This is a genomic window from Cellulomonas sp. (assembly GCF_035634735.1).
Lineage (GTDB): Bacteria > Actinomycetota > Actinomycetes > Actinomycetales > Cellulomonadaceae > Cellulomonas.
In genome coordinates this window covers 19,583-33,848 of the sequence record NZ_DASQCJ010000064.1, presented here as the reverse complement: position 1 = coordinate 33,848, position 14,266 = coordinate 19,583, and the positions used below count along the sequence as shown (strand labels likewise).

Sequence of the window (14,266 nt, the reverse complement as noted above, 5' to 3'; positions counted from 1 at the left end):
CTGGAGCGGCGCGCGCGCGGCTTCAAGAACCACGGCCTGGTGCGCGAGCGGGACCGGCAGCGGTTCCCGGACGAGGGCCCGTGGCACCAGGAGGTGCACGAGTTCGGGCTGAACTACCGGCTGCCCGACGTGCTGGCCGCGCTCGGCACGTCCCAGCTGCGGCGGCTGGAGGCGTTCCGCGCCCGGCGCGCCGCGATCCACGCCCGGTACGACGAGGGCCTGCGGGACCTGGACGGCGTGCTCACCCCCGCGCGCCGCGCCGAGGCCGAGCCCGCCTGGCACCTGTACCCGCTGCGCGTGCTCGACGGCCGCCGCCGCGAGGTGTTCGAGGCGCTGCGCGCCGCGGGCATCGGCGTGCAGGTCAACTACATCCCGGCGTACTGGCACCCGGTGTTCGCGGACCTGGGCTACCAGCGCGGCCAGTGCCCGAACGCCGAGGCGTACTACGCGCAGGAGATCTCGCTGCCGCTGTTCCCCGACCTCACGGACGCGCAGGTCGACCGGGTGGTCGACGAGGTGCGCCGCGCGGTCGCGGGCCGCTAGGCCGTGACGGTCCCGGACCCGGCCCCGCCTGCCGGGGCGGCGGCCCCGGTCCCGGCCGAGCCGTCGGCGACCCGGACCGTCCTCGGCCGGGGCTCGCTGTACACGATCGCCACCGCAGGTCCCGCCCTGGCGGCGCTGGCGGTGATCCCGGCCGTCACCCGGCTCGTCGCGCCGGACGAGTACAGCCTGGTCTCCGTCGCGACCGTGGTGGTCCAGGTCGCGTACATCCTCGTGGCGCTCGGCCTGGGCGCGGCGGTGACCCGGCAGTACATCCTCGACGCGGGCGGCGCGGCGGGAGCGCGCGGGGTCGTGGTCGCGGGCGCCGGGATCGCGACGCTCATCACCGGGGTGCTCGCGGCGTCCGGCCCGTGGTGGTCCCCGCTGCTCCTGGGGCGGCCGTTCGGCACCGAGATCCTGCTCGCGCTGGTCGCCGGCGTCGGCGGCGCGTGGATGGTGCTCGCGCAGGCCTACCTGCGGGGTGCCGACCGGCCCGGCCCCTTCGTCCTGCTCGCGGTGCTCGCCAGCCTCGCCGGGCCGGCCGCCGGACTCGTCCTCGCCGCCGCCGCGGCGCCCACCGCCACCGCCTACCTCTCCGGCGTCGTGGGCGGCTACCTGGTCGCCGGGCTCACCGGCCTCGCGCTGGTGGTCCGGTCCGGGTCCGCCCGGACCACGTGGCGGGGCGTGCGGGCCGCGCTCCGGGTGGGCGCGCCCACCGTGCCCCACCAGGTGTCCCTCTACCTCGCGCTCGCCGGCCTCGTCGTGGTCGCGGACCGGGTGCTCGACGGGGCGGGCGGGGCCGCGAACATCGCCCTCAGCATCGGCGCCGGGGCCACCGTCGTGACCGCCGGCCTGAACAACGCGTGGGCCCCCGTCGTGTACCGGGCCGCACCCGCCGAGCGCGGCCGGGTGCTCGACGAGACGACGCCCGTGATCACGCTCGTGGCGGTGGTGCTCGCGGGCGGGGTGGCGCTGCTCGCGCCGTGGCTCGTCCGGCTGGCGCCGTCCGCGGACTACCCGCCGGTCACCCTGGTGCCGGCCGTCGCGCTCGCGTCCGCCGCGGCGCTGCCCTCGGTGGTGTACCTGGCGAGCGGCCACCTCGTGTTCGCGCGCGGACGCACCGGCTGGCTCGCCGTGAGCACGCCGGTGGCCGTCGCGGCCGGGCTCGCGGCCGCCGTCGCCCTCACGAGCGCCTGGGGGCTCGGCGGGGTCGGCGCGGGGTACCTGGTCGCGTACGTCCTGCTCGCCGTGCTCACGACCGCGGTCCAGCGGCGGGTGGCCGAGCGGCCGTGGTGGCCGCCCGCGATGCCGCTGACGGTGCTGCTCTGGCTCGCGGTGAGCGTGGCCGGCGCCGTCCTGCCGTCGGAGGGCGCGGTCGCGACGGCGGCCCGGCTCGGCGCCGCGGTCGCGCTCGGGGTCGGCGGGCTGCTCGCGGTGCGTCGCGTCGCGCGCGGGTCCCGCGCGCCCCGGTAGCCGTCAGGCCGTCGGGCCCACCGGCAGCGGCGCGGCCGGCGCGGCCGGCGCGGACCCGAGCGGCCGCGGGAGGTACTCCGTCGCGGCGACGAACCAGGCGCCGAACGACAGCGAGGGCACGTCCCCGGACGGCGCCCGCTCCCCGGGCCCCGACGCCCGCCGGCCGAGCTGGGTCACGGTGCGCGAGAGCGGCGCGCGCAGCCAGTGGTCCAGCCACGGCCCCGCCTGCCGGCGGTCCCAGCCGAGCAGCCGGCGCAGCTCCTCGGGGGGCAGCAGCGCGTCGGCGCCGGTCTCCGCGCGGGCGACGGCGGTGCGCGCCGCGGGCGCGGTGCCGGCCTCGTAGAACTCCGGCCAGCGCCCGGCCAGCGACCCGGCGTCGTCGGCGCGCTCCCCCGCCAGGCGCATCGCGTCGCCGGTCACGGCGGCGTCGATGCCGAGGGAGGCGGCGTAGACGACGGGGGTCGACAGCCGGTTCGACACCACCCGCGCGGCCCCGGTCAGCAGCGCGTGCAGCCGGCCCAGGAACGCCGGGTCGGTCCGGGTGCCGAGGGTCACGAGGCGGTGGCCCGCGTCGGCGTACGCCCGCACGACCGCCGGGTCGCGGGCCTCGACGTGGTACAGGCACACGGTCGACGGGCCCTCGGTCTCGGCCCACGCCCGGGCGACCGCGGCGTGGTCGCCGAGCAGCGGCTGGGTGGCGATGCCGTGCACCGGCAGGATCACGGTGCCGGTGCCCGCGGGCCGCGCGCCGACGACGGCGCACAGGTAGTGCCAGGGCGCCCCGATCGCGACGCTCCGGCGGTCCCCGGCGGCGGGGTCCCACGACCGGGACTCGTGCGACCACACGAACAGCGACCGGTTCGACCGGCCGCCGGGGCGCCCCACCTCGGGGAAGTCGCGGAAGTGCGTGTCGAGCGGGGACGCGGCGGTCCAGCCGTGCTGCAGCAGGCCCGGCAGGTGCCGGGGCCGGGTGAGCCCGGCGTACCGGGCGAGGGCGCTGCTGTGACCGTAGTAGTGGTTCTGGGACTCCACGGCGACGAGCCTACGGTGCGGCGCGGCACCGCCCGGACGGCACGGAGCGCCGCCGGGCGCCCCGTAGGCTGTCCCGCGGCCCGGACCCCACGGGCGCGTCGACCCGGTGAAGGACCCGCATGCCTGCCCACGGACAGCCGACCGCCCGGCGCCCGCGCCCCGTGCCGATCGTCACCGCGGTGCTCGCGGTGGCGGGAGCGGTCCAGGTGGCGCTCGGCCTGTACTGGTGGCTCGGCAACCAGGTCGCGGTGCCCGAGTACGGCGACACGACGGAGTACCTGGCGCAGGCGCAGTCGTTCGCGCTGGACGGCTACCGCACGCTGGCCTACCCGCTCCTGGTGCGCGGCGCCCTCGAGCTCGGCGCCCTGCTGCACGTGCCCTGGACCGTGCTGCTCTACCAGGTGCAGCTCGCGGCCTGGGCCGCCGCGGCGTGGTACCTCGTGCGCACCGTCGCGCCGCGCGGCGCGCGGCTCCGCGTGCTCGCCTGCACCGCGGTCGTGGTGACGGTGCCGCTGCCGCTGCACTACGCCGCGGTCGTGCTCACCGACTCCCTCGCCCTGTCCACGTCGGTGGTGGTCGTGAGCGCGGTCGCGCGCATCGCCGCCCGGGACCGGCTCGACCTGCGCACGCTGACGGTCCTGGTCCTCGGCGTGGCCGCGGCCGTGTTCGTGCGCCCCGACCGGCTCTACGTGACCGTCGCGATCGCGGCCGGCGCCGCCCTGGTCGTCGCGCTGCGCACCCGGCGGCGCGCCCGCGTGCGCCTCACCGGCCGCCGGGCGCTGCTCGTGGCGGGCGTCCTGCTCGCCGCCGTCGCGCTGCCCGGCCTCGCGACCACCGCGCTGAACCGGAGCACCCAGACCGCCGACCTCGGGCGGTCCACGCCGACCCCGGTCGGCGCGCTGTTCCAGCGGGTCGCCGGGCTGCACGTCGAGGAGATCCGCGACCTCGTCCCGCCGGACGTGGCCGCCGCGTTCCCCCCGCCCGGCGCCGACCGGTGGGCGGTCGCGAGCGCGCTCTCCGCGGCGGGCGGCGACGCGTACCTGCTCGCCGGCGTCCGCGCCACGCTCGACTGCTGCGCGGGCGCCGTCGTGTCCCAGTCGGCCCGCGACGTCGCCCACGGCGTCGGCGGCCCCTACCAGATCGCCTCCGACTGGGTCACCGGCTCGAACGGCAGCTCCAACTGGGACTTCACGCGGATGGCGCAGCACCGGCCGCACGCGAGCGCCGCGGTCATGGCGTGGTCCGTCGCCAGCGCGGTCGTCCTCGCGGCCGCCTCGGTGACGGCGGTGCTCGAGGTCCGGCGGCGGCGCGACGACCCCGGGGTCGCGGGGGTCACCGCCGTGCTCGTCGGGTCCTGCGTCGTCGTGGCGGCGTTCTTCGGCCTGACCACGAGCTCGATCCCCAACCCCCGGTACACGCTGATCTCCCAGGCCGTCGCGTGGGCCCTGCCGCTCGGCGTGCTGCTCGCCCCCGCGCCCGGCCGCCGGGCCGCCGGCGACGAGCCGGCGGGCGACGACGCGCCCGAGGCTGCCGTCCCGGCGTGACCCGGGGCCGGTGCGGCGCCGTGGTCCCACCGGGTACTGTGTGTCGTCATCTTCCGCGATCTCAGGAGCTCCCCCGGTGGCGGACAACGCCGACACCTGCCTGGTGGTCCCCCTCTACAACGAGGGGGCCGTCGTCGGCGACGTCATCTCCGACGCGCTGACCGTCTTCCCGCGCATCGTCGTGGTCGACGACGGCAGCGCGGACGCGTCGGCGGAGATCGCCCGCCGCGCCGGCGCGCTCGTCGTGGAGCACCCCCTGAACCTCGGGCAGGGCGCCGCGCTGCAGACCGGGTTCGACGCGGCCCGCCGCCTCGGCGCCGAGTACGTCGTCACCTTCGACTCCGACGGCCAGCACCGGACAGAGGACGCGCTGGCGATGGTCCAGCGGCTCCGCGACGACGAGGCGGACGTGGTCCTCGGGTCGCGGTTCCTGGACGACCGCACCCGCCCCGGGGGCGTCAAGCGCGCCGTCCTCAAGGCCGCGGTGCTCTACTCGAACCTCACCACCGGCGTGCGGCTCACCGACACGCACAACGGGCTGCGCGCCCTGAACGCGACCGCGCTCGGGACGATCCGGATCCGGCAGAACCGCATGGCGCACGCCTCCGAGATCATCGAGCAGATCGGCCGCTCGAGCCTGCGGTGGATCGAGCACCCCGTGCACATCGTCTACTCCGACTACTCGCGCTCGAAGGGGCAGTCCGTGCTGAACGCGGTCAACATCGTCACCGAGCAGCTGTACCGGTGACGCCGTGCTGATCAAGGTCCTGCTGCTCGTCGCGATCGCCGTGGTCGTGGTGCTGAGCCTGCGCGCCCCGGCCGGCGCGCGGCACCTCGCGCTGCGTCGCGTCTCCGTCATCGGCTTCGCGGCCCTCGCGGTGCTGTCGGTGCTGTTCCCGGACGCGTGGAACGCGGCGGCCGCCGTGGTCGGCGTGGGCCGCGGGACCGACCTGCTCCTCTACGGGCTGATCGTGGTCTTCCTCGGCTACATGGTCACGACCTACCGCCGGTTCCGGCACCTGGAGAGCCAGATCACCCAGCTCGCGCGCCGGCTCGCGCTCGACGAGGTCGCCACCGAGCTGCGCGCCGCCGACACCGCCGGTGAGGCGCGTCTGCCGGACGTCCCGCCGGGCCCCCGCGACGTCGACGGGGCTGTCGGGCCCGCGGCGGCGACGGACCCGGCGGCGCCGGACGCGACCGTGCCCGGCGCGGCCGCGCGCCCCGGACCGGCCGCGTGACGGCGGAGGCGCCCGACCGCCCCGTGGTGCGCGCCCCGTCGGCCGGCGCGCGCGCCGGCCGGTTCGTGGACGGCTGCCTCGACGTCGCGGTCGCCGGCTTCGGGCTGTGGACGCTGCTGTGCTGGGGCGTCCTGGCCGGGCTGCCGCTCATGCCCGTGCTCGGCCTGTGGGCCCTGGGCACCGCGGGGATCGCCGCGTGGCGCGTGCGGCGCCCGTGGCTCCGGGACGCGGACGCCCCCGGCGGCCCCGGCGGCCCCGCCCTCCCCGACCCGGGCGGCGCCCGGACCTGGGTCGCCCTGGCGGCCGCGCTCGCCGCGGCCGCGCTGGCGTCCGTGGTGTCCCGGCCGGACGCGGACGACGCGTCGTTCGTGGCCCGGTCCACCTGGGTCGCCGACCACGGCGCGCTCCCGGCCGGGGACTTCGTGTTCGGCGAGCCCGGCTGGCCCGCGACCTTCGGCTCCGTCCCGAACGTCAGCTCGATCGAGGCGCTGTTCGGCGCGCTCGCCCGCGCGACGGGCCTGCCGACCGGCGACGTCGTGTACCGCTACTTCGTCCCGCTGGCGGCGTTCGCCGCGGTCTGGGCGCTGTGGGTGCTGCTGCGCGCCTGGCACGCGCGCCGCCCCCTGGCCTCGCTCGCGCTGGCCCTCGCGTTCCTCCTGCTCGGCGGGTACGCCCACGCCACCTTCGGCAACATGCACCTGGCCCGGATCTGGCAGGGCAAGGCCGTGCTGCTGGCCGTCCTGGTGCCCTACCTGCACGCCTGCGTCGCCCTGCTGTGGCGGCGCCGCGCCACGGGCCGGGCCGACCTCGCCCGCACCGCCGCGGTGCTCGCGGCCACCGGGCTCGCCGCGGTGGGCTGCTCCTCGACCGGCGTGTTCCTCGCCCCGCTCATCGCGGGGTCGGCCGCCCTCGCGCTGCTGGTGGCGCGGCGGTGGCTCGAGGCGGTCGTGCTGGTCGTGGCCACCAGCGCCGGGCCCGCCGTCGCCGGCGTCATGACGGTGCTCTCCCCCGTCGGCGCGCGCAACGAGGGCGGCCGGGCCACCGGCTGGCTCTGGGTGCGGGTGCTGGGCGACGAGCCGGCGATCTGGGCGCTCGTGGCCGCCGCCGGGCTGCTCGTGCTCGCCGGGCTGGTCCGGCCCCGCTGGTGCGCCGCCCTGGACCGGCCCGCCCAGATCGGGCTCTCGTTGACCCTGCTCGCCGGCTTCGCGTGCACGGTCCCGCCGGCCTACCCCGTGCTGACAGCCCTCATGGGGGGCGACGCGATCGCCTTCCGCCTCGCGTGGGTGCTGCCCGTGCCGGCCGTCGTCGGGCTGGTCGCGAGCCTGCCGGCGCGCCGCCTCGGCCTGCCGGTGCTGCCCGCCGTCGCCCTGGCCCTCGCGGCGGTGCTCGCCGCCGGCCAGCCGCTGTGGTCCGCCGCGAACGGCGCCGCCGTGGGGCGGCCGGGCGCCTGGAAGGTCCGGGACCAGGCGGACCTCGCGGTCGCCCGCTGGATCGTCGACCAGGAGCCCCGGGGCCGGTACCTCGCCCCGGGCCAGGTCGCGCTCGCGACCGGGGTGCTGACCTCGGAGCTGCGCCCCGTCGGGTCCCGGATGGACTACGTCCTGTCGCTGGGCCAGGTGCCCGGGTCGCAGGTCGAGCAGCGCGCGCTGCTGCAGGGCGTCGCCGACGGCGACACCGCGCTCCGGGTGCCGGAGAACGCCGAGCTCGTCCGCTCGGCGCTGGACGACCTCGACGTGACGGTCGCGTGCGTGCTGTCGCCGGACCCGTTCACCGCCGAGGCGTTCGCCGGGTGGGCGCCGGGGGTCGCCGTCGCCCCCTGGGCCTGCTGGAGCCGGTAGCGACCGCCCGCCGCCCGGGATTCCCCGAGCGCGCCCGGACCACCGCGAACAATGCCGCACGCATTGCGCGGCCCCGACGCGCGCGCGGCATTTCCGGAACGCCCGCGACGGGGCGGCGCGGCATTCGCGCGCGCCGCGCGGGCCCGCCCCGGCCGGGTGGCGCGGCGCCGGGGCGGCTCAGCCCAGCAGCGACTTCTCGGCGGCCGCGTCGTCCCACCAGAGGAACGCGGCCGCGGCCGCCTCGTCGGCGAGGCCGGGCTGCGGGAGCCGGCCCTCGCCGTAGGCGCCCACGATCGCCGCGACCGTGCCCTCGTCCGCGCCGGACCGCTGGAGGCCCACCGTGTTGACCCCCACGAGGCGCACGGGGCTGCCGAACGCCTTGGCGAAGGGCGGGACGTCCCGCGTCACGACGGCACCCATGCCGACCATGGCACCCGGACCGACCACCCGGCGCTGGTGGACCGCCGCGCCCATGCCGAGGTTCGCGCCCGCGCCCACGCGGACGTGCCCGGCGAGCGTCGTGCCCGCCGCGACGGTCGCGCGGTCGCCGATCTCGTCGTCGTGCGCGACGTAGACGCGGGACATGAGGAAGCAGTCGTCGCCGATCCGGGTCGCGCGGTGGCTGCCCTGCTGGACGCTCACGCCCTCGCGCAGGACGTTGCGGTCGCCGATGACGACGCCCTCCCCCGCGGGCGCGTCCCAGCCCGCGCCGTGCGCGGCGCCGCGGATCTCCGGCGGCGTGCCGACCACGACCCCGGGGCCGAACCAGTTCCCGTCGCCGACCCGCAGCGGCCCGAGCAGGACGACGTTCGGACCGACGACGTTGCCCTCGCCGAGCTCGACGCCGGGACCGACGACGGCACTGGGGTGGATCGTGTTCATCATTCTCCTGAATCGGGGCGGCATAGTACTCACGGATGTGCGCGACGCTCGGGACCGTCTCGGGAAACCGCGGCGCGCCCGCTGGTACCGTCAGCATGCCAGGGCAACGTCGATACAGAAGGTAGCCCCATGATTCCCATCTCCTCCGTGGACCTCGGTCCCGAGGTCGAGGCCGAGGTGCTCAAGGTCCTGCGGTCCGGCATGGTCGCGCAGGGCCCGGTCGTCGCCGAGTTCGAGCGCCGCTTCGCCGAGCTGTCCGGCGTCAAGCACGCGGTCGCGGTCAACAACGGCACGACCGCGCTCGTCGCGAGCCTCCAGGTCCTCGACCTCGAGCCCGGTGACGAGGTGATCACGAGCCCGTTCACGTTCGTGGCGACGCTCAACGCGATCCTCGAGGCCGGCGCGACGGCCACCTTCGCCGACATCGACGACGCCGACTTCAACCTCTCCGCCGCCGCGACGGCCGCCGCCGTCACGGACCGCACCAAGGTCCTCATGCCGGTGCACCTGTACGGGCAGACCGCGGACGCCCCGGCGTTCGCCGCGCTCGCCGCCGAGCGCGGGCTCGCCCTGGTCGAGGACTCCGCGCAGGCGCACGGCGCCACCTTCGAGGGCCGCGCCGCCGGCTCCTTCGGCATCGGTTGCTTCAGCTTCTACGGCACCAAGAACCTCACCACGGGTGAGGGCGGCATCATCACGACCGACGACGACACCGTCGCCGACCGGCTGCGCGTGCTGCGCAACCAGGGCATGCGCGCCCGCTACCAGTACGAGGTCGCCGGCCACAACTACCGGCTCACCGACCTGCAGGCGGCGCTCGCGCTGCCGCAGCTGGACCGCTACGACAAGACCGTCGCGACCCGCAAGGCCAACGCCGCGCGCCTGGCCGAGGGCCTGGCGGACGTCCCCGGCCTGGTGGTCCCCCGCGAGCTGCCCGGGCGCTCGCACGTCTGGCACCAGTTCACCGTGCGGGTCACGCAGGACGCGGCCGTGTCCCGCGACGAGCTCGTCGCCAAGCTGACCGAGGCCGGCGTCGGCAGCGGCATCTACTACCCGAAGCTCGTCTTCGACTACCCGACGTACCTCGAGCACCCGCGCGTCCGCATCAGCGACGTCCCGGTCGCGGCGCGGGTCGTCACCGAGGTGCTGTCGCTGCCCGTGCACCCGAAGCTCTCCGAGGGCGACCTCGACACCGTGGTGTCGACCGTGCGCCGGATCCTGGGCGCCTGATGGCCGCCCCCGCGCGCATCGCCGTCATCGGCGCCGGGTCGATGGGCTCGCTGCACGCCCGCGTCACGGCCCAGCACCCCGGCGCGGTCCTCACGACCGTCGTCGACCCCCGCGAGGAGTTCGGCCGCGCGGCGGCGGACCGGTTCGGCGCCGAGTGGCGTCCCGAGCTCGGTTCCACCGCGGACCTGGACGGCGTCATCGTGGCGGCCGCGACCGAGGCCCACTTCGAGCTGGCCCGCTTCGTCCTCGAGTCGGGCACCCCGCTGCTGGTGGAGAAGCCGGTGACGGACGCGCTCGAGAAGACCGTGGAGGTCCTCGAGCTGTCCGCCGCCCGGGACGTGCCGATGATGTGCGGCCTGCTGGAGCGGTACAACCCCGCCGTGCTCACGGCGCGCTCGATCATGGAGAACCCGCTGCACGTCGTGGGCCTGCGGCACTCGCCGTACGCCCCGCGGATCAAGACCGGCGTGGCGTGGGACCTGCTGGTCCACGACGTCGACCTGGCCTACCAGGTGCTCGGCGGCGACGTCGTCCAGGTGGACGCGGTCGTCGGCCAGTACCACCCGTCGTCGGTGCCGGGCGCGGAGGACGTCGTCCAGGCGCTGCTGCGGTTCTCGTCCGGCGGCGTCGCCACGGTGTCCGCGAGCCGGCTGGGCCAGCACAAGGTCCGCCAGCTCGTCATCCACGAGCTCGACAAGATGATCGAGGTCGACCTGCTGCGCCGCGGCGTCACCGTGTACCGGCACGTCTCGGCCGAGGCGGTGGCCGACGGCCGCGCCTACCGGCAGCAGACGATCATCGAGATCCCCGAGCTGGTGACGTCCCAGGAGCCGCTGGCGGCCCAGCTCGACCGGTTCCTCGGCCTGATCGCGGGCGAGGTCGACGCCGCGGAGGAGCGGGCGTCCATCCTGCCGTCGCACACGGTCGTCGCCCGGGCGAAGGAGTCGGCGGGCGCCGCCGCCTGACCGGACGCCGCCCGCGGGCGGCGCACGACGGGGCCCGGTGCGCACCTCGCGCACCGGGCCCCGTCGTGTGCGACGTCCCCGCCCGCGGGCGGGGCCGTCGGCGCGTCAGCCGACGCGGTCGTCCTGCTCCGCGCCGCGTGCGGCGGGCGCCTGGGGTGCGGGCGCCTGCGACGCGGGCGCCCGGGGTGCGGGCGCCTCGGTCGCCGGGGCCTCGGTCGCCGCAGCCTCGGTCGCCGGGGCGTCCGCCCCGGCGGCGGGCGCGACCGCCGTGGCCGCGCCGTCGCCGCCGCGCCGGCGGTCGCGCCGGCGCAGCCCGGGCGCGACTCGCGTCGTCGTCACGTCCCCGTCCAGCACCTCGGGCGTCTCGTCCCACCAGCCGGCGGGCCGCCACAGGTACAGCACCGCGAGCCCGGCCAGGCCCGCCGCGAACGCGACCGTGCCCACCAGCCAGGTGGAGTTCGGGCCCGGCAGCGCGGGCCACCACCACTCGGCGTCGAAGTCGAGGTTCCAGGCCTGGTGGTCCGACCCGGTGATGTAGCGCCGCATGTTCGTGTGCAGCGCCGCCGAGTTGGCGATCGTCAGCGCGGCGACGACGGCCCCGGCCTGGAGGCCGGACAGGCGCGGGGCCCGGCCGCGGGTGGCGAGCGCCGCGACGCCGGCCAGGATGACGGCCATCGGCAGGATGTACCGCGACTGCACCTGCTCGCCGACGAACGCGCCGGACTGCAGCAGCATCACGAGCGGCACGAGCCAGAGCGCGGCCGCGGCGCCCACCACGACGAGCCCCTTGGCGAGGCTCGACCGCGACAGGCCCCAGAACACCACGCCGCCGAACACCGCGAGCCCGAGCACCGGGACGGCGGCGGGCATCGGGGTGTCCAGCCAGCCGAGGCCGCCCATGTCGCCGAACATCCCGGCCCACAGCCGCGGGACGTTGAGGAAGTTGGCGGTGAGCAGCACCTCGGGGGTCCGCGCGGGGTCCGGGGCGTGCGGCAGGCCGCCCGCGAGCTGCCCGCCCTGGGAGGACGTGAGGAACAGGCCGACCGCCACGACGAGCGCGCCCGCCGCGGTGCCGTAGAACAGCCAGCGCGCGCCCTTGCGCCCGATCGTCAGGACGACGACCGCGAGCACCGCGAGCACCATGAAGTACGCCGAGTCCGCCCGCGCACCGGCGCCGATCACCGCCGAGAGCAGGGTGAGCGCCACCAGGACCAGCCGGCGCCGGCCTCGCGAGGACGCCACGCCGAGCAGCGACACCCAGAACGTCGCGGCCGACAGCAGCGCCCACGAGCTCGGGTTCGTGGACGGGATGAGGAACATGCCCAGCGGCACCGCGGTGGCCACGGCGCCCAGCACCGTCGGCGGGCGGAGCCAGCGCGGCACGGCCGCGATCACGGCGCTGAGGAACGACAGGTAGATCACGGCGTTCAGCCCGCGCATGATCAGCACGCTCGGGATCATCTCGCTGCCGGCGAACCGGCTCATCACCCAGTAGAAGACCGGCGGGTAGAGGCGCTCGAAGTTGCCCCGCTGCGTCTCCACCAGCTCGGCGTCGGGCTCGAACTCGTCCAGCGCGCCGGCCTGGCAGGCCGCGGACACGTCGGGCCGGAAGGCGAAGCAGCTGGACGTCGCACCGAAGTCGGGGTGCACCAGCCGGCTGTCGGCCTCGCCCGAGGGCTCGCAGATGTTGTCCCGCTCGGTCTCGCACCAGATGCTGACCGTGTGGAAGTCGTCGTCGGGGCTCGCCCCGACGGGGGACGACAGGGCCCAGGACAGCAGCGCGACGAGCAGCAGCACCGGCGTCGCGACGAGGACGCCGAGCCGCGCCCACCACGTGAGGGGCCGGCCCAGCAGCAGGCGCCCGGTCACCGGGCGACCTCGTCGGGTGTGCGCTCGAACGGCAGCAGGTCCGGCTTGTCGGGGCTCGCCTCGATGTCGAGGTGCAGGGCGCTGACCAGCAGCTGGGTCCCGATCATCAGCGGCAGCGCCGCGAGCATCACGGTCCCCGCGGTCGCGACCACCGAGCTGAGGGCGATCGCCGTGATCCACACGGTCATGCCCACGCCGAACACGAACGCGAGCAGGCCCAGCACGAGCAGCAGCGCCACCGGGCTGAACGACCACAGGACGTAGCGGTACCAGACGCGGCGCCAGAAGCCCCGCCCGAGCAGGCTCATCAGCTCCGGGATCACCCGGGACAGCTTGATCGAGGAGACCTCCTCGCCGTAGACGGCGGGGATCGGCACGTCGACCGCGGGCACCTGCAGGATGTTGAGGTGGATCAGCAGGTCGTTCTCGAACGAGTAGCGCTGGGCGACGTTGTCCAGCGGGATCCGCTCGAGCACGCTCGTCCGGACGGCCGTGTACCCGTTCTGCGGGTCGAACAGGTGCCAGTAGCCCGACGCGAGCTTCGTCATGAACGACAGCACGATGTTGCCGAACACCCGGTAGCCGGGCATCCCGCTGAACGACTCCGGGGCGAAGAACCGGTTCGCCTTCGCGAAGCCGTAGCCGCCGTCCGTCACCTGGTCGAGCAGGGCGGGCAGGTACTCGGGGTCCATCTGGGCGTCGCCGGCCATGACGACGTTCACGTCCGCGCCCAGCGCCATCGCCCGGCGGTGCGCGGTGATGATCGCGCCGCCGACGCCCTTGTTGACCTCGTGCCGGACCAGGTCCAGCCGCGGGTCGCCGACGGCCAGGGCCGCCTCGCTCGTCCCGTCGGGGCTGCAGTCGTCCACCACCACGATGTGGTCGACGTAGGCGGGCATGGTCTCGATGACCCGGCCGATCATCCGCTCCTCGCGGTATGCGGGCACGACCGCGGCGACCACCGCACCGTTGTACATGTTCAGTCCTCTCGGGCGGCGCCGGGACCGCGGGACGTGCCCGCGAACACCCAGTACCGGTAGGCGAAGTAGTTCCAGACCGTCGTGACGAGCGTGGCCAGCACCTTGCCGCCGACCCACCCCACGGGGGTGGCCGACACGGCCTGCACGATCAGGGCGGTGGCGACCGTGTTGATCGCGGTGAGCGCCGAGTAGCGGAGCAGCGCCCCGCCGTGCGGCACCGAGGCGCGGAAGGCGAACCGCTGCATCGTGTAGGTGTAGGCGAAGCTCAGCACGAACGCCGTGCCGCTCGCGAGCCACACCGGCAGGTGCAGCACCTCGTGCAGCAGCGCCGTCAGCCCGAGGTCGACGAGGAACGCGCTGCCGCCCACCGCGAGGTAGCGGAGCGCCGGGTTCGCGGTGAGGGCCCGCAGGCGACGGACCTGCCCGGCCGTGCCGGAGGCGTCGCCTGCGTGGTCCGCCTGCCGGTGCGGAGGGGAGCTGGTCGCCGTCGGGCGGGGCTCGTGGTCGCTCATGCTGTCCTTGGCTCGTGCGGTCGACCCCGCATGCTACCCGGGTGCCGCCTGTGCGCGGGGGTCCGCCGGCGTCGCGTCCGCCACGTCCGGCCGACCCGCCGCCGGACGTCCGGCGCGTCGTCCGTCCGGCAGGGGCGGAAGATGGTCCCCTGGTCCGCAAAGC

The 14,266-nt window shown here is 76.3% G+C and carries 13 protein-coding genes; 8 read left to right on the top strand and 5 right to left on the bottom strand.

Annotated elements, in window-relative coordinates; all coding sequences use genetic code 11:
- Together VER05_RS06165 and VER05_RS06160 are read left to right on the top strand one after the other, a co-directional pair.
- A partial coding sequence (locus VER05_RS06165; protein WP_324844503.1) for a DegT/DnrJ/EryC1/StrS family aminotransferase occupies positions 1-543 on the top strand: 543 nt, incomplete at its 5' end.
- Positions 544-546: 3 nt separating this feature from the next.
- The gene (locus tag VER05_RS06160; RefSeq protein ID WP_324844502.1) at positions 547-2,013 is read left to right on the top strand and encodes a lipopolysaccharide biosynthesis protein; all 1,467 of its coding nucleotides are present in this window, start codon (positions 547-549) and stop codon (positions 2,011-2,013) included.
- Positions 2,014-2,016: 3 nt separating this feature from the next.
- Here the strand turns inward: VER05_RS06160 and VER05_RS06155 are convergent, their stop codons facing one another.
- Complete coding sequence (locus tag VER05_RS06155; RefSeq protein ID WP_324844501.1) at positions 2,017-3,045, bottom strand: hypothetical protein; 1,029 nt, start codon at positions 3,043-3,045, stop codon at positions 2,017-2,019.
- Positions 3,046-3,164: 119 nt separating this feature from the next.
- On the opposite strand from VER05_RS06155, the gene VER05_RS06150 reads away from it, so the two are divergent.
- From VER05_RS06150 to VER05_RS06135, 4 genes are all read left to right on the top strand, one after another.
- Positions 3,165-4,589, top strand: coding sequence for a hypothetical protein (locus tag VER05_RS06150; RefSeq protein WP_324844500.1), 1,425 nt, complete (start codon positions 3,165-3,167; stop codon positions 4,587-4,589).
- A 76-nt stretch (positions 4,590-4,665) separates the two neighbouring features.
- The gene (locus VER05_RS06145) at positions 4,666-5,337 is read left to right on the top strand and encodes a glycosyltransferase family 2 protein (RefSeq protein WP_324844499.1); all 672 of its coding nucleotides are present in this window, start codon (positions 4,666-4,668) and stop codon (positions 5,335-5,337) included.
- Between the two features lie 4 nt (positions 5,338-5,341).
- Positions 5,342-5,827 carry a DUF2304 domain-containing protein gene (locus VER05_RS06140; RefSeq protein ID WP_324844498.1) on the top strand — a complete coding sequence of 162 codons (486 nt, stop codon included), beginning with the start codon at positions 5,342-5,344 and terminating at the stop codon, positions 5,825-5,827.
- Positions 5,824-7,665: a DUF6077 domain-containing protein gene (locus VER05_RS06135; protein WP_324844497.1), complete on the top strand. Its 1,842-nt coding sequence runs from the start codon at positions 5,824-5,826 to the stop codon at positions 7,663-7,665. Before VER05_RS06140 ends, VER05_RS06135 begins: the two co-directional genes overlap by 4 nt.
- 177 nt (positions 7,666-7,842) lie before the next feature.
- On the opposite strand, the gene VER05_RS06130 is transcribed toward VER05_RS06135, so the two are convergent.
- Positions 7,843-8,547 carry a DapH/DapD/GlmU-related protein gene (locus tag VER05_RS06130; RefSeq protein ID WP_324844496.1) on the bottom strand — a complete coding sequence of 235 codons (705 nt, stop codon included), beginning with the start codon at positions 8,545-8,547 and terminating at the stop codon, positions 7,843-7,845.
- A gap of 129 nt (positions 8,548-8,676) precedes the next feature.
- On the opposite strand from VER05_RS06130, the gene VER05_RS06125 reads away from it, so the two are divergent.
- Together VER05_RS06125 and VER05_RS06120 are read left to right on the top strand one after the other, a co-directional pair.
- Positions 8,677-9,777 carry a DegT/DnrJ/EryC1/StrS family aminotransferase gene (locus VER05_RS06125; protein WP_324844495.1) on the top strand — a complete coding sequence of 367 codons (1,101 nt, stop codon included), beginning with the start codon at positions 8,677-8,679 and terminating at the stop codon, positions 9,775-9,777.
- Positions 9,777-10,742 carry a Gfo/Idh/MocA family oxidoreductase gene (locus VER05_RS06120; RefSeq protein WP_324844494.1) on the top strand — a complete coding sequence of 322 codons (966 nt, stop codon included), beginning with the start codon at positions 9,777-9,779 and terminating at the stop codon, positions 10,740-10,742. Before VER05_RS06125 ends, VER05_RS06120 begins: the two co-directional genes overlap by 1 nt.
- 105 nt (positions 10,743-10,847) lie before the next feature.
- Here the strand turns inward: VER05_RS06120 and VER05_RS06115 are convergent, their stop codons facing one another.
- Genes VER05_RS06115 through VER05_RS06105 form a run of 3 tightly spaced genes read right to left on the bottom strand, consistent with a single transcriptional unit; the run spans position 10,848 to position 14,103 of the window.
- On the bottom strand, positions 10,848-12,611 hold the full coding sequence (locus VER05_RS06115; protein WP_324844493.1) for a DUF2142 domain-containing protein: 1,764 nt from the start codon (positions 12,609-12,611) through the stop codon (positions 10,848-10,850).
- A complete protein-coding gene (locus tag VER05_RS06110) occupies positions 12,608-13,588 on the bottom strand; it encodes a glycosyltransferase family 2 protein (protein ID WP_324844492.1) in 981 nt (326 codons plus the stop codon). Before VER05_RS06110 ends, VER05_RS06115 begins: the two co-directional genes overlap by 4 nt.
- A gap of 2 nt (positions 13,589-13,590) precedes the next feature.
- Complete coding sequence (locus tag VER05_RS06105) at positions 13,591-14,103, bottom strand: GtrA family protein (RefSeq protein ID WP_324844491.1); 513 nt, start codon at positions 14,101-14,103, stop codon at positions 13,591-13,593.
- Between the last annotated feature and the right edge of the window lie 163 nt (positions 14,104-14,266).

Bases quoted from the DNA above. Each gene is read 5' to 3' on its own strand.
- VER05_RS06130 (WP_324844496.1), bottom strand. From the start codon at position 8,547: ATGAACACGATCCACCCCAGTGCCGTCGTCGGTCCCGGCGTCGAGCTC.
- VER05_RS06125 (WP_324844495.1), top strand. From the start codon at position 8,677: ATGATTCCCATCTCCTCCGTGGACCTCGGTCCCGAGGTCGAGGCCGAG.
- VER05_RS06150 (WP_324844500.1), top strand. From the start codon at position 3,165: ATGCCTGCCCACGGACAGCCGACCGCCCGGCGCCCGCGCCCCGTGCCG.
- VER05_RS06120 (WP_324844494.1), top strand. From the start codon at position 9,777: ATGGCCGCCCCCGCGCGCATCGCCGTCATCGGCGCCGGGTCGATGGGC.
- VER05_RS06110 (WP_324844492.1), bottom strand. From the start codon at position 13,588: ATGTACAACGGTGCGGTGGTCGCCGCGGTCGTGCCCGCATACCGCGAG.
- VER05_RS06105 (WP_324844491.1), bottom strand. From the start codon at position 14,103: ATGAGCGACCACGAGCCCCGCCCGACGGCGACCAGCTCCCCTCCGCAC.